Origin of the sequence: Inquilinus limosus DSM 16000, from assembly GCF_000423185.1 — a bacterium.
In the GTDB taxonomy this organism is placed as follows: Bacteria; Pseudomonadota; Alphaproteobacteria; order DSM-16000; family Inquilinaceae; genus Inquilinus; species Inquilinus limosus.
In genome coordinates this window covers 362,083-382,321 of the sequence record NZ_AUHM01000006.1, presented here as the reverse complement: position 1 = coordinate 382,321, position 20,239 = coordinate 362,083, and the positions used below count along the sequence as shown (strand labels likewise).

Annotated in this window: 18 protein-coding genes; 13 read left to right on the top strand and 5 right to left on the bottom strand. The window is 70.0% G+C overall.

Features of this window, described 5'->3' with window-relative positions; genetic code table 11:
• The first annotated feature begins 126 nt into the window (after window positions 1-126).
• The gene (locus G537_RS0110920) at window positions 127-621 is read left to right on the top strand and encodes a GNAT family N-acetyltransferase (protein WP_026870158.1); all 495 of its coding nucleotides are present in this window, start codon (window positions 127-129) and stop codon (window positions 619-621) included.
• Window positions 618-1,127: a GNAT family N-acetyltransferase gene (locus G537_RS0110915; RefSeq protein WP_026870157.1), complete on the top strand. Its 510-nt coding sequence runs from the start codon at window positions 618-620 to the stop codon at window positions 1,125-1,127. Before G537_RS0110920 ends, G537_RS0110915 begins: the two co-directional genes overlap by 4 nt.
• Here the strand turns inward: G537_RS0110915 and G537_RS0110910 are convergent.
• Window positions 1,118-1,819: a glutathione S-transferase family protein gene (locus tag G537_RS0110910; protein WP_026870156.1), complete on the bottom strand. Its 702-nt coding sequence runs from the start codon at window positions 1,817-1,819 to the stop codon at window positions 1,118-1,120. The two genes, G537_RS0110915 and G537_RS0110910, sit on opposite strands and share 10 nt — an antisense overlap.
• 95 nt (window positions 1,820-1,914) lie before the next feature.
• On the opposite strand from G537_RS0110910, the gene G537_RS0110905 reads away from it, so the two are divergent.
• The 9 genes from G537_RS0110905 (at window position 1,915) to G537_RS37390 (ending at window position 13,237) form a co-directional block, all read left to right on the top strand.
• Window positions 1,915-2,496: a TetR/AcrR family transcriptional regulator gene (locus G537_RS0110905; RefSeq protein WP_026870155.1), complete on the top strand. Its 582-nt coding sequence runs from the start codon at window positions 1,915-1,917 to the stop codon at window positions 2,494-2,496.
• A 114-nt stretch (window positions 2,497-2,610) separates the two neighbouring features.
• Window positions 2,611-3,762, top strand: coding sequence for an ROK family transcriptional regulator (locus G537_RS0110900; protein WP_026870154.1), 1,152 nt, complete (start codon window positions 2,611-2,613; stop codon window positions 3,760-3,762).
• Window positions 3,763-3,820: 58 nt separating this feature from the next.
• A complete protein-coding gene (locus G537_RS0110895) occupies window positions 3,821-5,080 on the top strand; it encodes an ABC transporter substrate-binding protein (protein WP_026870153.1) in 1,260 nt (419 codons plus the stop codon).
• A gap of 4 nt (window positions 5,081-5,084) precedes the next feature.
• Entirely contained in the window at window positions 5,085-6,008 is a 924-nt protein-coding gene (locus G537_RS37395; RefSeq protein WP_051248290.1) for a carbohydrate ABC transporter permease, read from the top strand.
• Window positions 6,005-6,841 (top strand): carbohydrate ABC transporter permease, encoded by an 837-nt coding sequence (locus G537_RS0110885; protein ID WP_051248289.1) that lies wholly within the window; start codon window positions 6,005-6,007, stop codon window positions 6,839-6,841. The genes G537_RS37395 and G537_RS0110885 overlap by 4 nt, the downstream gene beginning before the upstream one ends.
• A 39-nt stretch (window positions 6,842-6,880) precedes the next feature.
• A complete protein-coding gene (locus tag G537_RS0110880; protein ID WP_034851257.1) occupies window positions 6,881-8,155 on the top strand; it encodes a Gfo/Idh/MocA family protein in 1,275 nt (424 codons plus the stop codon).
• Between the two features lie 10 nt (window positions 8,156-8,165).
• Window positions 8,166-9,347: an MFS transporter gene (locus G537_RS0110875; protein WP_026870150.1), complete on the top strand. Its 1,182-nt coding sequence runs from the start codon at window positions 8,166-8,168 to the stop codon at window positions 9,345-9,347.
• Window positions 9,348-9,442: 95 nt separating this feature from the next.
• Window positions 9,443-12,067 (top strand): MMPL family transporter, encoded by a 2,625-nt coding sequence (locus G537_RS0110870; RefSeq protein WP_026870149.1) that lies wholly within the window; start codon window positions 9,443-9,445, stop codon window positions 12,065-12,067.
• Between the two features lie 357 nt (window positions 12,068-12,424).
• Window positions 12,425-13,237: an MlaA family lipoprotein gene (locus G537_RS37390; protein ID WP_051248288.1), complete on the top strand. Its 813-nt coding sequence runs from the start codon at window positions 12,425-12,427 to the stop codon at window positions 13,235-13,237.
• A 46-nt stretch (window positions 13,238-13,283) separates the two neighbouring features.
• Here G537_RS37390 and G537_RS37385 read toward each other — a convergent pair whose 3' ends face one another.
• Window positions 13,284-13,904 (bottom strand): ABC transporter substrate-binding protein, encoded by a 621-nt coding sequence (locus tag G537_RS37385; RefSeq protein ID WP_051248287.1) that lies wholly within the window; start codon window positions 13,902-13,904, stop codon window positions 13,284-13,286.
• Between the two features lie 302 nt (window positions 13,905-14,206).
• On the opposite strand from G537_RS37385, the gene ispH reads away from it, so the two are divergent.
• On the top strand, window positions 14,207-15,145 hold the full coding sequence (gene ispH, locus G537_RS0110855; RefSeq protein ID WP_026870148.1) for a 4-hydroxy-3-methylbut-2-enyl diphosphate reductase: 939 nt from the start codon (window positions 14,207-14,209) through the stop codon (window positions 15,143-15,145).
• 48 nt (window positions 15,146-15,193) lie between these two features.
• On the top strand, window positions 15,194-16,342 hold the full coding sequence (gene hpnH, locus G537_RS0110850) for an adenosyl-hopene transferase HpnH (protein WP_026870147.1): 1,149 nt from the start codon (window positions 15,194-15,196) through the stop codon (window positions 16,340-16,342).
• On the opposite strand, the gene G537_RS37380 is transcribed toward hpnH, so the two are convergent.
• The 3 genes from G537_RS37380 to G537_RS37375 are packed head-to-tail and all read right to left on the bottom strand — an operon-like array spanning window position 16,295 to window position 20,095.
• Entirely contained in the window at window positions 16,295-16,951 is a 657-nt protein-coding gene (locus G537_RS37380; protein ID WP_051248286.1) for a phosphorylase family protein, read from the bottom strand. The genes hpnH and G537_RS37380 overlap by 48 nt on opposite strands.
• A gap of 16 nt (window positions 16,952-16,967) precedes the next feature.
• Entirely contained in the window at window positions 16,968-18,923 is a 1,956-nt protein-coding gene (gene shc, locus G537_RS0110840) for a squalene--hopene cyclase (RefSeq protein ID WP_245578988.1), read from the bottom strand.
• Window positions 18,920-20,095, bottom strand: a complete 1,176-nt coding sequence (locus G537_RS37375; protein WP_281171459.1) for a glycosyltransferase — start codon at window positions 20,093-20,095, stop codon at window positions 18,920-18,922. The genes shc and G537_RS37375 overlap by 4 nt, the downstream gene beginning before the upstream one ends.
• Between the last annotated feature and the right edge of the window lie 144 nt (window positions 20,096-20,239).

Sequence of the window (20,239 nt, the reverse complement as noted above, 5' to 3'; positions counted from 1 at the left end):
GGTTCGGCAGAGATCGCCGCGTCCAGCATAGTCCCGAACCGGCCCGCCGGACATCCGCAGAGCCGCGCCCGTTGCGCTCTCCCGCCATCCGTGGTCTGGTCCGCGACCGATCAGCGGAGGCGCGAGATGATCAGGGACCAGCGGCCCGAAGACGATGCGGCGGTGCTGCGGCTCGTCGGGGACGCCTTCCGCGACCGCCCGTACAGCGACGGGCGCGAGCCGGCGATCCTCGACGCCCTGCGCCGGGCCGGCGCCCTGACCCTGGCGCTCGTCGCCGAGGAGGACGGCGAGATCCTCGGCCAGGTCGCCTTCTCGCCCGTCACCATCGATGGCGTGTTCCGGGACTGGTATGGGCTCGGCCCCGTCGCCGTCCGTCCCGACCGGCAGGGCCGGGGCATCGGCCAGGCTCTGATCCGCGCCGGTCTCGACCGTCTGCGCGCCCTCCGAGCCCAGGGCTGCGTCCTGGCCGGCGCGGCCGGTTACTACAACCGCTTCGGCTTCGCCGCCGATCCGCGCCTCCGCTCGCCGGGCATCCCGCCCGAACACTTCCTGGTCCTGCCCTTCGGCGCCGAGGTGCCGAGAGGATCAGTGGAGTTCCACCAAGCCTTCGAGTCGGAATGACCATCCTGCACACGCCCCGCCTGCGGCTCGAGCCCTATGCGGAGCGGCACTTCGACGGACTGCTGGCGCTGAACTCGGACCCGGCGGTGATGCGCTATGTCGGCGGCGTCACCGACAGCGCCGAGGACGTCCGCACCGGCATCGCCCGGGTCCAGGCGCGCTGGGCCTCCCAGGGCTTCTCCTGGTGGGCGATCCTGTTGGCCGGAACGGACGAGGTGGTCGGCGCCGGCTGCATCCAGCACATCGAGAACGACCCGGCCCAGCCGCTGGAGATCGGCTGGCGGCTGCGGCCAGATCATTGGGGCCGGGGGCTGGCGACCGAGGCGGCGCGGGCGATGGCCGATTTCGCCTTCACCACCCTCGACGCGCCCTGCCTCTACGGCGTGGCCGATCCCGGCAACGCCGCCTCAATCCGGGTGATGCAGCGGCTCGGCATGCGCAGCCTCGGCCTGCGCCGGCACTACGGCACCGAGTGCGCGGTCTGGCGGCTGGAGGTTCAGCCTTGAGCGCAGGGTGCCGACCGGGCCATGCCGCCGAAGGCGTCGAGCAGCCGGTCGCGCCAGGCGAAGACCGGGTCGTCCGGCTGCAACAACTCGACCGGGCTGGTGCAGCGGGCCCACATGAACATGCCGAACACGCAGTAATCGGCGTAGGCGGGCTGCGGCCCGGAGAGGAACGGATCCTGCGCCAGCGCCTTGCGCAGCGGCGCCAGCGCCTGCTTCAGCGCCGCCATATGGGCCGGCCGGTCGGCCACCACCTCTTCCAGCCGCTGTCCGAAGCGCTGCTCGCGCGACGTCCGGAAGTACTCGCGATCGCGCTCGTCCAGGCAGTTGGGGATGTCCGTCAGGATGACTCGGACGATGGCCGGCAGCAGCGCGGTGTCCGCCCAGCTGTTGACGAAGCGCGCCAGCGGCACGGAAGCGGCGCCGCCGAACAGCGACGGCCGGTCGGGGAAGCGCTCTTCCAGATGCAGCGCGATGCGCCAGGAATCGCAGACCGTCTCGCCGTCATGCACCAGCACCGGCACCAGCCCCTGGCCGGAGAAGGCGATCGCTTCCTTCTCGGTGAAGCGCCAGGGCACGCGGTCCGCCTCCAGCCCCTTATGGGCCAGCGCCATGCGGGTCTTCCAGCAATGTGGACTGAAGCGCAGCGCGGCATCGGCGCCGGCCAGCTCGTAGAGGGTGAGGGTGTCGGGCATCGTCTGTTCGCGGCCTGGGCATGAGGGAATCGAGCCGCTATCTTTGACATCGGCGTCAAGTTTGACAACCCCGTCAAGAATGATCCGGAGCGGCCATGGCCGGTGTGAGGCGGTTCGACGAGGCAGCGGTGCTGGCCGAGGCGCTGGAGGTGTTCCGGCGCAAGGGCCTGAGCGCCGCCACCATGCAGGACATCGCGCAGGCGACCGGTGTGCTGCGCGGCTCGCTCTACAACGCCTATGGCGGCAAGGAGGAGATCTTCCTGCTGGCCTTCGACGCCTATATCGGCCGCTTTCTGGCCGGCGCGCGCAGGGCCTTGGAGTCGACGTCCGATCCGCAGCAGGCGCTGCAGGCCCTGTTCGACGCCGCCATCGCCAGCATGACCAGCGGCTCGCCGCCGCGCGGTTGCCTGAGCACCAGGACGGCGACGGAGGCCGTGGCCCTTGAGGATCCACGGCTGCAGGCGCGGCTGCGCGGCATGCTGGACGAGCTGCGCCGCATCGTCCTGGCCGCGCTGTCGACCGATGCCTCCCGCGCCCGGCTGGCGGTGACGCCGGACGAGGCGGCGGAGCTGGTCGTCACCTTCACTCGCGGCCTGGCGGTGATGGAGCGGGTCTACCAGGACCCGGCCCAGTTGGAACGGATCGCGGCGGCGCTGGTGCGGACGCTGTTCCGGTAAGTCCAGACTTATTTCTGAAACAGAAATTATACGGCTTGCCCGCCTCGACGTCCTGAAATATGAGTCCCATAAGGCGCTGCCCTCGCAAACGAAGGGCCGCGCAGCGGGGGCAGGATGGCGCGAGACACGGGAGAGCTGGATCTGCGCGGGCGCTGGGGCGACGCCTCGGAGCTGCTGCGCCTGATCCATCGCCGCGGCGGCGCCAGCCGGATCGAGGCGGCGCGAGAGCTCGGGCTCAGCGCCTCGGCCGTGACTCCCCTGGTCCGCAGCCTGATTGGCCACGGCCTCTTGCGCGAGACCGGCGCCAAGGCATCCGGCGGCGGCCGGCCCCGAGTGATGCTGGACCTCAACCCGGATTACGGCACCCTGCTGGGCCTGCATCTCGGCGCCGACGCGGCGCAGCTCGTCATCGCCGACCTGGCCGGCGCGCCGAAGCAGAGCCCGATCCCCCTGCCCGCCCCGGCCAATGACGACCCGTCGCCGCTGGTCGACGCGCTGGACCGCCTCCGCCGCAAGGGCGGTCCGGGCTGGGACACCCTCGCCGCCGGCGGCGTGGTGCTGGGCGAGGTCGGACCGCGCCGGGCCGAGATGGCCGGCGCCGGCCAGCGCCTGACCGCGGCGCTGCAGGACGCCTTCGGCATCGGCGTCGCGGCCGAGACCCCGTCCAACGCCATCGTCGTGGCCGAGCGCATGCTGGGCCTGGCCCGGGCCTATGAGAACTACGCCGTGGTCAGCCTGCAGAACGAGATCGGCTCCGGCATCTCGATCAACGGCGACGTCTATCGCGGCAAGGGCCAGGCCGGCGAGATCGGCCATCTGTCGCTGGCCCCCTATTCCGGCGCCGCCTGCCGCTGCGGCAAATGCGGCTGCCTGGCCTCGCTCGCCTCGCTCTCCGCCATCTCGCGCCAGGCGCTGAAGCGCGGCCTGTCCGACGACATCGCGGTGCTGGCGCAGATCGCGTCGCAGGGCGATCCGGAGGCGATCGAGATCTTCGACTGCGCCGGCCGCTGGATCGGCCAGGCCCTGGCCCAGGTGGCCAACCTGTTCGACCTGGAGGCGATCGTGTTCCGGGCGCCGCAGCCGGCGCTGAACATCTACCTGCTGAAGGCGCTGAACGAGAGCTTCCGCGCCCATGGCTACAATTTCGACGAATGCCGCACCGGCCTCGTCATCAGCCCCGACGAGGGCGACGGCTATCTGCGCGGCGCGGTCGGCCTGGCGCTGGACCTGCTGCTGCGCCGAGGCGGAATGAGACGCCCGCCCTGATCCCTTGCCGGGGATCGGGGCGTCGCCAAGCAACACCAGCCAGCCACGGGAGGCTAACATGAACCTGCGCAGCATGCGGCTCGGGCCGAGCCCCCTTACCTCTTTCTTGGGCATCCTTGCCCTGGCAGCCGGCCTCGCCGGCCCGGCCCTGGCCGAGACCACCGAGATCCGCTTCTTCATCCCCGGCGCCAGCGACGAGGTCAGCCAGAAGACCCTGCCCGCCTTCATCGCCGATTTCGAGGCGAAGAATCCCGACATCAAGGTGAAGGTCGAGGGCGTGGGCTGGGACGAGGCGTTCCAGAAGCTGTCGACCGACTTCATCGCCGGCCGCGCCGCCGACGTCGTCTATATCGGCACCCGCAACGTCGCCGAATTCTCGATGATGGGCGCGATCCAGCCGGTCGACGGCCTGGTCGACGCCGCGACGCTGGCGCGGATCCCGGAGACGCTGCGAGCCGCGGCGCAGTTCGGCGGCAAGCAGATGGCCGTGCCGATGGCGTTCTCGACCCAGGCCCTCTACTACCGCACCGACCTGATCCCGACCCCGCCCAAGACGTGGGACGAGCTGGTGGCGACCGCCAAGGCGGTGATGGAGAAGAACCCCGGCATGTACGGCTACGCCACCTCGGCGGCCGCCCATGTCACCCTGGTCAGCCAGTTCCTGAACTTCGTCTACCAGAACGGTGGCGAAGCCTTTGATTCCTCAGGCGAAACGAAGCTCAACAGCCCGGAGGCGGTGGGCGCGCTGCAGTTCTATGTCGACCTGTTTCAGAAGGACAAGATCGTGCCCAACCCGCTGGAGCTGAACCGCGAGCAGCACCCGCCGCTGTTCGCCCAGGGCAAGATCGCGATGATGGTCAGCGGCCCTTGGGGCCGGTCGATCATGGGGCTCGACCCCGACAACAAGACCGCGCCCTACGCCGTCGCCCCGCTGCCCTGCGGCAAGGTGTGCAAGGGCGAGCAGGTCTCCGACAGCCTCGCCATCTCGGCCAAGAGCCAGCATCCCGAGGCGGCAGGCAAGTTCGTCGCCTATCTGCTGCAGCCCGACGTCCACGCCAAATGGGACGACCAGCGCGGGCTGGTGCCGCTGCTGGCGGAGGAAGAGCAGCTCGACACCTTCAAGACACCGTTCTGGCAGACCTTCATCACCATGAAGGCGAACGGCTTCGCCCAGCCGACGCCGAAGGCTTGGCAGCCCTTCGAGAAGATCCTGGTCGAGGCGGTGCAGTCGGCGATCCTGGGCAAGGCGACGCCGCAGGAGGCGCTGGACGCGGCGGCGGAGAAGATCCGCAAGGCCCGCATCGAACCGCGCGCCTGAGCCCGTGGTCGCGCTCACCACCACCGTGCCGCGCCGGGCGCCCCGCGCCCGGCCCTGGTCGCCGGACAAGGCGCCCTGGCCCTACCTGGTGCTGCCGCTGCTGCTGATCATCGCATTGCTCGGCCTGCCGGTGCTGCGCATCTTCTGGCAGTCGGTGCACCATGTGGTGCTGACCGCGCCCTGGGAGGGCAACGACTTCATCGGCGCCGAGAACTTCCTGGCGCTGGTGCAGGAGCCGGCCTTCCTGCGGACGCTGCAGCTGACGGTCATCTGGACCGCCTGCTCGGTGGGGGTGAAGCTGCTGGTCGGCCTGGGCGGGGCGTTGCTGCTGCACCGCCCCTTCCCCGGCCGCAAGGTCTATCTGGCGCTGCTGCTCCTGCCCTGGGTGACGCCGGCCGTGATCGCCGCCGTCTCCTGGCGCTGGGTGCTGGACGGCCAGTCCGGCTGGATCAATGCCGCGCTGCTGGTCACCGGCGCGATCCGCGAGCCGATCTCCTTCTTGGGCCAGGAGACCACGGCCTTCATCGCCACCGTGGTGGTCGACGCCTGGCTCGGCATCCCCTTCATGGTGGTGACGCTGATGGCCGGGCTGCAGCGCATCCCCGACGACACTATCGAGGCGGCGCGGATCGACGGCGCCCGCCCGGTCCAGATCTTCCGCCGCATCACCCTGCCGCTGCTGCGGCCGGTGCTGATGACCTGCGTGCTGCTGTCGACGGTCTGGACCTTCAACTCCTTCCAGGTGATCTGGCCGCTGACCAAGGGCGGTCCGGCCGGCGCCACCGCCACCCTGCCGATCCAGATCTACGAGACCGCCTTCGGCAGCTTCGACTTCGGCACCTCCTCCGCCATGGCCGTGGTGGTCTTCGCCATCCTGATGGCCGTCTCGCTGCTGTACTGGCGCGTGCTGAAGGGAGGCGAGGAATGACGGCCCGGCGCCTCCTGCCCGAAGCCGGACGGCACGGAGCCCTGATCCTGCTGCTGGGCTTCCTTCTGTTGCCGGTCTGGGTGATGGTGAAGACCTCCTTCACCCCTTACGAGCGGCTCTACGTCTGGCCGCCGGAGTTCCTGCCGACCAGCCTGGACCTCGGCAACTACGCCCGCGCTTTGTTCGGCCAGTACCGGGTGATCGAGGCGCTGGGCAACAGCCTGATCATCGCCGGGGCGACCGCCGCGATCTCCACCAGCTTCGGATTCCTCGGCGCCTACGGCCTGGCGCGGTTCCGCTTCACCGGCCGGACCACGCTGCTGTTCCTGGTGCTGGCGACACAGATGCTGTCGCCGGTCGTCATCGTCATCCCGCTCTATGAGGCCATGATCGCGGCCGGGCTGCTGGACACCCACCTGTCGGTGATCCTGTGCGACACCGCTTTGGCCACGCCGATCGCGATCTGGCTGCTGCACGGCTTCCTGCTGGGCATCCCGCGCGAGCTGGAGGAAGCGGCGATGGTCGACGGCTGCTCACGCCTGAAGAGCCTGTGGCATATCATCCTGCCGGTGGTGCGGCCGGGCCTGGCGATGACCGCGATCTACACCTTCATCCATGCCTGGAGCGACCTGATCTTCCCGCTGGTGATGCTGACCGACGACGGCAAATGGCCGGTCACCCTGGCCCTGACCCGCTTCGTCGGCGAGAACGTGATCCGCTGGGACAGCCTGATGGCCGCCGGCGTGGTCACCACCCTGCCCGCCGCGATCCTGTTCGCCCTGGTCCAGAAACACTTCACCCGCGGCCTCGTCGCCGGCGCGGTGAAGGGCTAGCCTCCCACCTCCATCGTTCGAGCCTGAAAGCCAAGACCGATGTCCAAATCCCTGAAATCCCAGCAGATCCGCGTCGGTGTGATCGGCGCCGGCAACCGCGGCATCGAGGCCTATGGCGACTATATCCGCCGCCGGCCCGACATGGCCCGGATCGTCGCCATCGCCGACCCGCGGGCCGACCGGCTGCAGGACGCCGCCGCCCGGCACGGTCTCGGCTCGGAGCACCTCTATGCCGACTGGCGCGACCTGCTGGAGCGGGAAACGGAGCTGGATGCGGTGCTGATCACCACCCCGGACGCGCTGCATCTGGAGCCGGCGCTGGCCGCGATCCGCCGCGGCCTCGGCATCCTGCTGGAGAAGCCGATCTCGCCGACCGAGGAGGAGACGCGCATCCTGGCAGAGGCGGCGCGGGAGACCGGGGCAGACGTCACCATCGCCCATGTGCTGCGCTATACCGCCTTCTTCTCGCGCATCAAGGAGATCCTGGACCGCGGCGTGATCGGCCGGCTGGTGACGCTGCGCCAGACCGAGCATATCGGCTACTGGCACTTCGCCCACAGCTTCGTGCGCGGCAACTGGCGGCGCGAGGAGGAGTCCAGCCCGCTGATCCTGGCCAAGACGTGCCACGACCTGGACATCATCCGCTGGCTGGCCGGGGCGCCCTGCCTCGAGGTCTCCTCCTACGGGTCGCTGGCCCATTTCCGGCGCGAGAATGCGCCCGACGGATCGACCGACCGCTGCGACGAGGGCTGCAAGGTCGAGCGCGTCTGCCCCTATTCCGCCCAGCGCATCTATCTCGAGAAGTTCAAGCCGGCCGACGCTTGGCCGCACAAGGTGCTGAGCCTCGACACCTCGCCGGACGGCATCCGCGAGGCGCTGCGCGAAGGCCCCTACGGCCGCTGCGTTTACCGCTGCGACAACGACGTGGTCGACAACCAGGTGGTGGCGATGCGCTTCGCCAACGGCGTCAGCGCCACGCTGAACGTCAGCGCCTTCACCGCCGAGAACACCCGGACGTTGCATCTGATGGGCACCCATGGCGAGATCGCCGGGCATCTGGAGAAGAACGAGATCACGGTGATCGACTTCCGCACCGACGACGTCACCACGATCCGCCTGACCGTGCCCGAGGACAGCGGCCATGGCGGCGGCGACGACCGGCTGATGGCGGAGTTCCTGGGCCGGCAGGTCCAGCGCCGCGGCCGCAGCCAGGTGAATGTCGCCCTGACCTCGCTGGAGGAATCGCTGGACAGTCACTTCATGGCCTTCGCCGCCGAACGCTCACGCCGCACCGGCACCGTCGTTCGGCTGTGACGGGACGGCCTTGAGCGACGGCGCAACGGGCGAGGCCGAAGCACGGCCGGACCACGGCCGGCTGCGCGCGATCGCCGCCCTGTCGGCGCATTACGGGGTCAGCGGTATCCTGACCCCCTACCTGCCGGTGTGGCTGGCGGCCAGCGGCCTCGCCGCCGACGCCGTCGGCTGGACCGTGGCCGCCGGCTTCGCTCTGCGCGCCGTCTGCATTCTCGGCTTCGGCATGATCGCGACCCTGCTGCTGCCGGCCGGCGGCCTGTCCGCCGGCGCCGCCCTGGCCGCCGGGGCGGTGCTGATCGCGGCGGCGCTGATCGGCGATCCCGGCGCCGCCGGCTTGCTGTCGGTGCTGGCGGTCGGTCTCGTCTACGGTTCGATCCCGCTGATCGAGAGCTTCGCCAACACCGTGGCGCTGCGCGGCAGCCATGGCTACGGCCGGATGCGGGCCTGGGGGTCCTTCGCCTTCCTGGTCGGCAATGTCGGCATGGGCGCGCTGCTGGTGCTGCCGGACGGCGTCGGGCTGCTGCCCTATATCACCGCCGGGCTGCTGATCTGCCTGTCCCTGTCGGTGCTCGGTCCGTCCTGGCAGCCGCCGGCGCCGCGCCTCGACCCGCGCGCCGCCGCCGCGGCGCTGGCGGTGGCGGCGCCGCTTCTGATTCCGGCCCTGCTGCTGCAGGCGTCGCATGCCTTCTACTACTCCTTCGGCACGATCTGGTGGATCGACCACGGCGTGGACAAGGGCAGCACCGGCCTCGTCTGGGGCGCCGCCGTGGCCGCCGAGGTCCTGGTCTACCGCTATGCCGCGCGGCGGCTGGAGCGGGTCCCGCCCGCGGCGCTGCTCGCCGCCTGCTGCCTCGTCGCGATCGGCCGCTGGCTGCTGCTGGCGCTCGACCCGCCGCTGCCCCTGATCATCCTCAGCCAGTTCGGCCACGCCATGACCTTCGGCGGCGCCTATCTGGTGGCCCAGACCGTGATCCGCACGCGGATCCGGCCGGAGCTGCACTACATGGCCCAGGCCGGCTATGCCTTCCTGACCACCTTCGTCGGCCTGGCCGGGACCACGGCGCTGATCCCCTGGGCGCTGCGGATCACCGGCGCCGATCCCTGGCTGCTGATGGCCACGATCGCGACGGCGGCGCTCGCCTGGCTGGGGCTCGCCCGCCTCATCGGGCCCCGCCAGGTCCCTGCACCCTGAAATCGCCCCGAAGCATCGGATGGCTTTCTCCCATCGGTGAAGCAGGCTAAAACACCGCCCGCCTGCCGATCCTTCAACATCGCAAAGCGGACCGCGTGGCTTCTGATCCCAATCCGTCCCTGACCGTCGCCCTGATCCGTCTCGGCGCCTTCTGCCAGCGCCGTGCCCTGTGGGTGATCGGCGCCGCCGTGGTCCTGTCGGTCTGCGCCGTGCTGGCGGTGACCCGATACCTGTCGATCAACACCGATACCGACGCGCTGCTCGACCCGAACCTGCCGTGGCAGCAGGACAATGCCGCGTTGGACCGCGCCTTTCCGCAGAACATCGATGTGCTGGCGATCGTCGTCGACGGTCAGACGCCGGAGCTGGCGGACTCCGCGGCGGCGCAGCTGGCCACGGCGCTGGCGGCGGAGCCGTCGCTGTTCAAGAGCGTCCGCCGGCCGGACGGCGGTCCGTACTTCGACCGCAACGGCATCCTGTTCCTCTCCGTGGACGAGCTGCGCCAGACGGCGGAGGACGTCATCGCCGCCCAGCCGCTGCTCGGCGGCCTCGCCGCCGATCCGAGCCTGCGCGGGCTGCTCGGCGTGGTCGACCTGGCCCTGCAGGGGGTGCAGACCGGCCAGGCGGAGCGGTCGCGGATGCAGCCGGCCTTCACCCGGATGGCGGCGACGATCGACGCCAACCTGGCTTCCGACCACGTCGTACAGCCGCTGTCCTGGCAGTCGCTCCTGTCCTCCGCCCCGCCGTCGCCGCGGGCCCTGCGCCGTTTCGTGCTGGCCCAGCCGGTGCTGGACTACGGCGCGCTCGAGCCCGGGAAGAAGGCCACCGACTTCGTCCGCGCAACGGCGGAGCGGCTGCACCTGACCCCGGACTACGGCGTCCGGGTGCGGCAGACCGGCAACATCCCGCTGAACGACGACCAGTTTTCCACGGTCAGCGAGGGCATCGGCCTGTCGACCACGCTCTCGGTCATCCTGGTCCTGGGCCTGCTGCTGCTCGGCCTGCGCTCGCTCACCATGACCGGGGCGATCATGATCACGATGCTGGTCGGCCTCCTGGTGACCGCCGCCTTCGCGGCGCTGACCGTGGGCGCCCTGAACCTGATCTCGGTCGCCTTCGCCGTCCTGTTCGTCGGCATCGCCGTCGATTTCGGCGTCCAGCTCTGCGTCGCGGTGCGGGCCAAACGCGTCACGACCCCCGGTATCCAGACGGCCACCGCCGCCGCCATCCGCCGGATGGGCGGCGCCCTGGTGCTGGCCGCGCTGGCCGCCGCCAGCGGCTTCTTCGCCTTCCTGCCGACCGCCTATCGCGGCGTATCCGAGCTCGGGCTGGTCGCCGGCGCCGGCATGCTGATCGCGGTGGCGCTGAACCTGACCCTGCTGCCGGCCCTGCTCGCGGTGCTGCCGGTCCGGGCCGAGCGGGAGGAGGTCGGCTGGAAGGCGCTGGCGCCCGTCGACCGCTTCCTGCTGGTGCGCCGGCGCTGGGTGCTGGCCGGCGCCGGGGTGCTGGCGCTGGGGGCGCTGGCACTGATGCCGCGCCTGAGCTTCGATTTCAATCCGCTGAACCTGATGGATCCGCGCACCGAGTCGGTCTCGACCATGCTTGAGCTGATGCGCGATCCGCTGACCACCGCGAACACCATCGAGATCCTGACTTCCTCGGTGGAGGAGGCGGCAGCGCTGACGCCGAAGCTGGAGGCGCTGCCGGAGGTCGGCACCGTGCTGTCGCTGAACAGCTTCGTGCCGACGGACCAGGAGGCGAAGCTGGCGATCCTGTCCGACCTCGCCCTGCTGGTCGGCCCGACCCTGGACGTGCCGGAAACCGAGAACCCGCCGCCGGACGACGCGGTGCGCGCCGCGGCCGCCCGAACCGCGGCGACGCTGCGCCAGATCGCGCCCGAACCGGACAGCCCCGAGCGCCGCCTCGCGGACGGGCTGGAGCGGCTGTCCAAGGCCGATGCCGCGACCCTGGCGCGGGTGAGCGAGGCGCTGCTGGCATCGCTGCCGGCGACGCTGGACCGGCTGCGGTTGATGCTTTCGGCCCAGCCGGTGACCCAGGCCGACCTGCCGCAGGAGCTGCGGGAGAGCTGGGTCGCCCCGAGCGGCCAGGCCAGGCTGCAGGTGTTCCCGTCCGGCGACGCCACCGACAACACGGTGATGGAGCGCTTCGTCGACGCCGTCCGCAAGGTGGCGCCGCACGCCACCGGCACCGCGGTGACGATCCAGGAATCGAGCCGCACCATCGTCGGCGCCTTCATCACCGCCGGCATCCTGGCGACGATCATGATCGCAGTGCTGCTGGCCGTCACCCTGCGCCGGCTGATCGACGTCGTGATGGCGCTGGTGCCGCTGCTTCTGGCCGGGCTGCTGACCCTGGCCGCCACCGTCGTCATCGGCCTGCCGATCAACTTCGCCAACATCATCGCCCTGCCGCTGCTGCTCGGCGTCGGCGTCGCTTTCGACATCTATTTCGTGGTGAACTGGCGCGCCAGGCGCGGCGAGCCGCTGCAGTCCAGCACCACCCGCGCCGTCGTGTTCAGCGCGCTCACCACCGGCTCGGCCTTCGGCGCCCTGTGGCTGTCGCCCCATCCCGGCACGGCGGGCATGGGCGAGCTGCTGACGATCGAGCTGCTGTTCACCCTGTTCGCCGTGCTGGTGTTCATGCCGGCATTGCTCGGCCCGCCTGCGCCATTGCAGCGCCGTCATCCGGCCCGATCGTGAAGCAGGCTTCACGGAGCGTCCGGCTCAGGATCGGTGACGGTCCGGCCGGATGCGGCTAGTCTCACCCGGCCGCAACGGTGCGGCCCCGGTCGGCGCCCGGGTCCGGCGCCCAATACGATGCGGCCTGACGGAAGGGGAACAAAGTTTTTCGTCAGGTGGTTGTTGCCGCACAGGCCGCAGGATAATGTTCGCATTCTGACTTTCTTCTCCGCCGCGGTTCGGATCGAACCCAACCGTGCCGGGAACGTGCCAAGCCGCCGATCTCCGGCGGGCCAAGATCACAGACTTTCGGTTTTACGGATCGGACCGGACATGCCGTTGCGCTCACGTGGATCCTTTCGCCCTCTCGCCCTCGGCATGGCTGCGCTTCTCGCCGCCACCGCACTGAGCGGATGCGCCACGCCGCCGACCGACCCGGCGCAGCGGGCCGAGTTCGACCGGATCAACGATCCGCTCGAGCCGATGAACCGGGCGATCTTCGACTTCAACCAGGCCGTCGACAAGAATGCGATCCGCCCGGTGGCGCTCGCCTATCGCGACGTCGTGCCCGAATTCGCCCGCGACGGCCTGCACAACGCGCTGCAGAACTTCGGCGAGCCGGTGATCTTCCTGAACAAGGTGCTGCAGGGCGAACCGATCGCCGCGATCAAGACGCTGCTGCGCTTCATGGCGAACTCGACCTTCGGCCTCGGCGGCTTCTTCGACGTGGCCACGCCGCGCGGCGTGGTCCGGCAGCAGGCCGGCGACTTCGGCGCGACCCTGTACAAGTGGGGGATCGGCGAAGGCCCGTACCTGATGCTGCCCCTGCTCGGCCCTTCCAACCCCCGCGACACGGTCGGCTTCGCGGTCGACACGGTCAGCAGCCCGTGGGGCTACATCGTCGACATCCCGACCGAGGCCAGCGTCGGCATGTTCGTGTTCAGGGGTGTCGACGTGCGGTCGCGCACGGTCGACGCCACGGACGAGCTGGAGCGCAACTCGGTCGACTATTACGCGACGCTGCGCAGCGTGTTCCGGCAGTACCGGCAGGCCGAACTCAGCGGCGGCCAAGCTCCGTCGGGCGGCGATCTCTATACCGACCCCGCCGCGGCCGGTCCGGCCGGCGCCGCCGCGCCGACCCCAGGGGCCGCTGGCGACATCCCGGAGTCGCAGCTGCCGGATATTCCCTGAGATCGGCCGGCCGGCGGTGGCGATGCCTCCGCCGGCCGTCCCGTGACTACCGGCGCGGCGTCAGCTCGGCGATCTTGCCTTCGATCAGCTTGATCAGCGCGTCGCCGCCGCCGTTGCGCAGGGTCGCGCCGAACTCGGACCGGTAGTTGGCGAGCTGGCTGATCGTGCCGTTCAGATAGACGTCGATGATCTGCCAGTTCCCACCGGCAGCCCGCAGCCGGTAGTTCAGCAGCACCGGGGCCCCGCTGGGCCGCACCAGCGTGGTGTTGACCACCTGGTCGCCGCCACTGACCGGCTTGGCGTTCTCGGCCTGGAAGCTTTCGCCGCCGTAGCCGTCGAAGCGGGCGGCGTAGGTGGTGATGCTGAAGCGGCGGAAGGCGTCCGTCACCTTCTGCTGCTGGCTCGCGTTCAGCGTCGACCAGTCCGGGCCGACGGCGATGCGCGCCATCAAAGGCAGATTGAACACCCGGTCGAGCACCGGCTCGAGCTTCTGGTAACGCCCGCGGAAGCCCAGCGAATCGGCGTTCTTCATGACGTCGAGAAGGGCGGCGTCGAGCGTCTCGACGACCTGGCGCGGCTCGGCCGCGGACGCGGCCGTCGTGACGAAAGGCAACGGCAGCAGCAGCGCCAGGGTCAGGACAAGGCGGTGAAAGGCAGGCGAGCGCATGATGTCTCTTCCGATTCGGAACATTGGGTCGTCGCCGTTCGGCTCCGCGACGCGGCGTGGTCTCCCCATGATGGCTTCAACCCGTCCCTTTGCCGAGAGGTTCCGCACGACCGGGCTGCGGAAATCCTCGGGCGGGCAAGCATATCCGCCGATGCATACAATTTGATAAATATCAGGAACCTGTTGTGACACAGATCACTGCGGTCACCTTAGTGACACGCAAAGTTGTCGCGTTGTATGGTCCAAATTGAGAGTGATTCACTCTGGCGACCGCCAGCGCTCAGCCAGAACAAAGGTGCGGAATGCGGATCATCTTGGCCCAGCCGCGAGGCTTTTGCGCCGGCGTCGAGCGGGCGATCGAGATCGTCGAGCGGGCGTTGGAGATTTTTGGCCCTCCCGTCTATGTGCGGCACGAGATCGTGCACAACCGGCACGTGGTCGAGAGCCTGCGGGCGAAGGGCGCGAAATTCGTCGACGAGCTGGACGAGGTGCCGCCGGGCAGCATCACGATCTTCAGCGCGCATGGTGTCGCCCGATCGGTCGAGGAGGATGCGGAGCAGCGCGGCCTGCAGGTGATCGACGCGACCTGCCCGCTGGTGTCGAAGGTGCATATCGAGGGGCGCAAATACGCGGCCCAGGACCGTACGGTCATCCTGATCGGCCATGCCGGCCATGCCGAGGTCGAGGGCACCACCGGCCAGATCCCGGGCGGCGTCACCCTGATCTCGACGGTGGAGGACGTCGCGACGCTCGAAGTGCCGGATCCGGAGCGCGTGTCCTACATCACCCAGACCACGCTCAGCGTCGACGACACCAAGGCGGTGATCGATGCGCTGAAGGCCAGGTTCCCGGCCATCGTCGGCCCGGACACCAAGGACATCTGCTACGCCACCCAGAATCGCCAGCGCGCGGTGCGGGAGCTGGCGCAGGTCGTCGACGTCATCCTTGTCGTCGGCGCCAAGAACAGCTCGAACTCGAACCGGCTGCGCGAGATCGGGGCCGAGCTCGGCGTGCCGAGCTACCTGATCGACGACGCCTCGGCGCTGGACCCGACCTGGCTCGAGGGCAAGCAGGCGGTCGGCATCACCGCCGGCGCCTCCGCCCCCGACAGCCTGGTGCAGGAGCTGGTCGAGGCCCTGCGACGTTATGGCGAGGTCGAGGTCTCGACCCTGCAGGGCGTCGATGAGAATATCCGCTTCCGCCTTCCCTCCCAATTGACCGCGCCGGTGCCAGCCGAGTAGCAAGCACCGTTTGGCTCGGTTTTCGGCCGACAGTCACGTGAAGGTCCCATGGGTATCCCGCTTCAACAGCAGATCCGTATCGGCGCTTACCTCCTGAAGAACCATCTGATGGGGACCAAGCGGTACCCGATGGTGCTCATGCTGGAACCGCTGTTCCGCTGCAACCTGGCCTGCGCCGGATGCGGCAAGATCGACTACCCGGACGAGATCCTGAACCAGCGCCTGTCAGTCGCCGAGTGCCTGCAGGCGGTGGACGATTGCGGCGCGCCGGTGGTCTCGATCGCCGGCGGCGAGCCGCTGCTGCACAAGGAGATGGCGGAGGTGGTGCAGGGCATCATCGCCCGCAAGAAATACGTCTACCTGTGCACCAACGCGCTGCTGATGGAGAAGAAGCTCGATCAGTACAAGCCGAATCCCTACTTCATCTGGTCCGTCCATCTCGACGGCGACCGCGAGGACCACGACCGGTCGGTGTGCCAGACCGGCGTCTACGACCGCGCGGTCAAGGCGATCAAGGCGGCCAAGGATCGCGGCTTCCGCGTCAACATCAACTGCACGCTGTTCAACAACGCCGATCCGGAGCGCGTCGCGAGGTTCTTCGACGACGTCAAGGCGATGGGCGTCGACGCCATTACGGTGTCGCCCGGCTACGCCTATGAGCGCGCGCCGGACCAGCAGCACTTCCTGACCCGCCAGACGACGAAGCAGCTGTTCCGCGAGATCTTCAGGCGCGGCGACAAGGGCCGGCGCTGGTCGTTCAGCCAGTCGACGATGTTTCTCGACTTCCTGGCCGGCAACCAGCAGTACCACTGCACCCCCTGGGGCAACCCGACCCGCACCTATTTCGGCTGGCAGCGTCCCTGCTACCTCCTCGGCGAAGGCTACGCCCAGAGCTTCAAGGAGCTGATGGAGGAGACGGACTGGGACAAGTACGGCACCGGCAACTATGAGAAGTGCGCCGACTGCATGGTCCATTCCGGCTATGAGGCCAGCGCGGTGAAGGACATGTTCCGCAACCCGCTGAAGGCCTTCCTGGTCGGCCTGCGCGGCATCCGCACCGACGGGCCGATGGCGCCGGAGATCCCGCTCGACCGGCAGCGCCCGGCCGAGTACGTGTTCTCCTCCCATGTCCAGAAGGCGCTGGAGAAGCTACGCCACACTCCCAAGGTCGCCAAGGCGGCCGGCGGCGGCAAGTAGCGCCTTCATCGCCGCGCCGCTCTGCCGGCCCAGGCGGATCAGCGCGGGAAGCTGACCCGGGCTGCGGGCCAAGGCCCGCAGCACCGGCCCGATCGCCGGCCGGCCCTCGGCATCGAGGCCGACCAGCGCCGCCGGCGGCAGGCCGTGCCCCGCCGGGTCGGCCACGGCGCGCAGCACGCCGAAGGGCAGCCCCGCCTCCGCCGCGGCGATCGCGACCGCGGCGCTCTCCAGATCGACGATGACGGCGCCGCTGTCGCGGTGCAGCCGCGCCTTGGCCGCGGCGGTGTCGACGATGATGTCGCCGCCCCAGACGTTCCCGCGCAGGGCATCGGGCAGGACCACCCCCAGCCGGACCGCCAGATCCTCGTCGCAGGGATAAGCCACCGAGCCGGTCCGGACGGCAGTGCCGATCACCAGCCGTCCCGTCGACAGCTCGGGCGCCAGCCCGCCGCCGATGCCGAAGCTGAGCAGGATGGTGGCGCCCCGGCCGATCAGATCGCGCGCCAGAGCGTCGGCCCGGGCCGGATCGCTGGCCGAGCAGGCGACGAGCGGCGAGATCCGCCGCGCGATCTCCGCCTCCCTGGCGAGGCCGGTCAGGATGCCGAGCACGGGCCGGCGCCGCCCCTCACATCCCGGCCTCGACCCGGCCGCTGTTACTGTCGCGCAGGCGGCGGTAGCGGGACAGCGCCCAGGTCGGGAAGAAAGCCGGGTAGCCGTGGTAGCGCAGGTAGAACACGCGCGGGAAGCCGACGGCGGTGAAGCTCGGCTCGTCCCACAGCCCGTCCTCGCGCTGATGCGAGGACAGCCAGGCGATGCCGCGGGCGACCGCCGGGTGCTTGGCCTCGCCCGCCGCCATCAGCGCCAGCACGGCCCAGGCGGTCTGCGACGCCGTGCTGGTGGCCGGCGTCATCTCCGGCTTGCCTTCATAGTAGCTGTCGCCGGACTCGCCCCAGCCGCCATCCTCGCGCTGCTGCGACACCAGCCAGTCGACGGCGCGGCGGATCATCGGCTCCTGCGGGTCGATCTCGATGGCGTTGAGGGCGCACAGCACCGACCAGGTGCCGTAGATGTAGTTGGTGCCCCAGCGCCCGAACCAGGAGCCGTCGGCCTCCTGTTCCTTGCGCAGGAACTCCACCGCCCGCGCCACCGCCGGGTCGTCGATGCGCCGGCCCAGCTGGCCCAGCATGCTGACGCAGCGCGCCGTCACGTCCGAGGTCGGCGGGTCCAGCAGCGCGCCGTGGTCGGCGAAGGGGATGTGGTTGAGGTAGTGATAGGTGTTGTCGACCTCGAAGGCCGCCCAGCCGCCATTGCTGCTCTGCAGCCCCAGGATCCATTCCACCCCGCGGTCGATCGCCTCGCGGTAGCGGGCCGGGTCGGCGCGGTGCATGGCCATGACCACGACCGCGGTGTCATCGAGGTCCGGATAGTGCGGGTTGGCGTATTGGAAGGCCCAGCCGCCCGGGCGGACGTCCGGCCGGCGCACGGCCCAGTCGCCCTTGACGTCCAGCACCTGGCGCGGGACCAGCCAGTCGAGGCCGCGCTTGGCCCGCTCCACCGCCTCCGGCTCGTCGGATTCGAGCAGCGCGTGCGCGGTCAGCGCCGTGTCCCAGACGGGCGACAGGCAGGGCTGGGCGTAGGTGACGCCGCCCACCGTGTCGACCAGCTTCTCGACCGAGGCCCAGGCGATCTGCAGATCCGGATGGTCGTCCGGATAGCCCAGGCATTTGAACATCATCACGGCATTGGCCATGGCCGGGTAGATGGCGCCGAGGCCGTCCTCGCCGTTCAGCCGCTCGGTGACGAACTCTACCGCCTTGCGGATCGACTTCTGCCGCCGCGGGAAGAACGGCTCGACCGGCCGCAGCACCCCGTCCAGCCGGCGGAAGAAGCGGCCCCAGAAGGTGCCGTCGACATGGACATGCCAGTTCTTCACCTGCTCCGGCGGCTCGACCATCAGCTCCTGGATCGACAGCGCCCCCGGATTCGCCGGCCGCGGCTTCTTCGCCATGATCACCAGCAGCGGCACGATCACCGTGCGGCTCCAGTACGACACCTTGTCCAGGTGGAACGGGAACCAGGAGGGCAGCACCATGATCTGCATCGGCATCACCGGCACGGCGCGCCACGGCACCTGCTCGAACAGCGCCAGCAGGATGCGGGTGAAGACGTTGGACCGCGCGGCGCCGCCGGCGGCCAGGATGGCGGCGCGGGCGCGGGCCATGTGCGGCGCGTCCGGGTCGTCGCCCGCCGCCTTCAGCGCGAAATAGGCCTTCACGCTGGCGCTGATGTTGAACGGCCCGTCATGCCACAGCGGCCAACCGCCATGCGTGTCCGACTGGATGCTGCGGATGTAGTCGGCCAGCTTCGCCTCCTTCTCCCGGTCGACAACGCCGAGGAAGTGCTTCAGCAGGATGTATTCGGCCGGGATCGTGGCATCGGCTTCGAGGATGAAGGCCCAGTGGCCGTCTTCCCGCTGCAGGCAGAGCAGCCCGCCGACGCCGCGGCCGATCGCCTCGTCGAGGCTGGCACGGGAGGGCGCGGCGAGGTCGTCGGTATCGAGGGAAGCGCTGGACATGCTCATCGGGACGGGGTCCGGGTCTGACGGGACAGGTCGGGCGCGGCGCCGGGCTGGTCGTAGACGCGGCCCTTCCAGGCCCCGCCGACGCCGGCCCAGTGGCGCCGCGCCGAATCGATCGTGGCGCCGAGATACACCAGCGCCGCGAGCGGCAGGAAGGGCGCCCAGAGCGGCGAGCGCCGATAGAAGCGCAGCATGGGCACATAGCAGCCGCTCATGATCGCCCAGGCGGCCAGGCCGACATATCGCGCCGCCCCCTGCCCCAGGATCGTCAGAGCCGGCGGTGCGATGTAGGTGACGATCAGCCCGGCGACGGTGCCGAGCAGCAGCCAGGGCGAATAGCGCAGCTGGGTGAAGGCGGTGCGGGCCACCATGCGCCAGATCTCGCCGACATGGCCGTAGACGCGCAGGCTCTCCGCCTCGTCGGTGAGGTCGAGCCGGATCCGGCCGTGCCGCTTCAGCGCCGCCGCGAGGGTGCAATCGTCGATCAGCGCATCGCGGATCGCGGCGATGCCGCCGACCCGGGCCAAAGCCTCGCGCCGCACCAGCATGCAGCCGCCGGCCGCGCCGGCCGTGGCCTTGTCCGTCCGGTTCACCCACGCGAAGGGGTACAGCATCTTGAAGAAGAACACGAAGGGCGGGATCAGCCAGCGCTCGGCGAAGTCGACGCAGCGCAGGCGCACCATCAGCGATACGAGGTCCAGCCCGTCGGCCTCGCCCCGCGCCACCAACTGCGCGACGTTGTTCGGCCGGTGGACGATGTCACCGTCGGTCAGCAGGATCCAGCGCGCTTCCGGGTCGGCCTGCTCCGCCGCCGCGGCGCCCTGCGACACCGCCCACATCTTGCCGACCCAGCCGGGCTGCAGCGGCGCGCCGGAAACAACGGTCAGGCGGTCGGTGGCGCTCGCGTCCGCCGCGGCGGCGCGGGCGATGTCGGCGGTGTCGTCGGTCGACTGGTCGTCGACCACCACCACCCGCAGCCGGCCGGGATAGGCCTGCCGCAGCAGCGAGCCGACCGCGGCGCCGATGCCCTCGGCCTCGTTGCGCGCCGGGATCACCACGGCGACGCCCGGCCATTCGGCCGGCGGCGGCGCCTCAGGAGCCGTCCTGGCCTCCCAGAACCGGCCCTGGAACAGCCACAGCTTGAGCCAGGCGGCGAGGCTGGCGAGCGCGAGGATTAGCCCGGCTATCTCACACCCCCTACGACCTGCGTCGTCTTGCGGTGAGTCGGATGCGGGGGCGGGGCGCGAAATGCGTATAGGGACATACGGTTGAGCGGCCCGCCTCCGCAGGCGGCCGCCGCAAGACGACCCTTCGGGCCG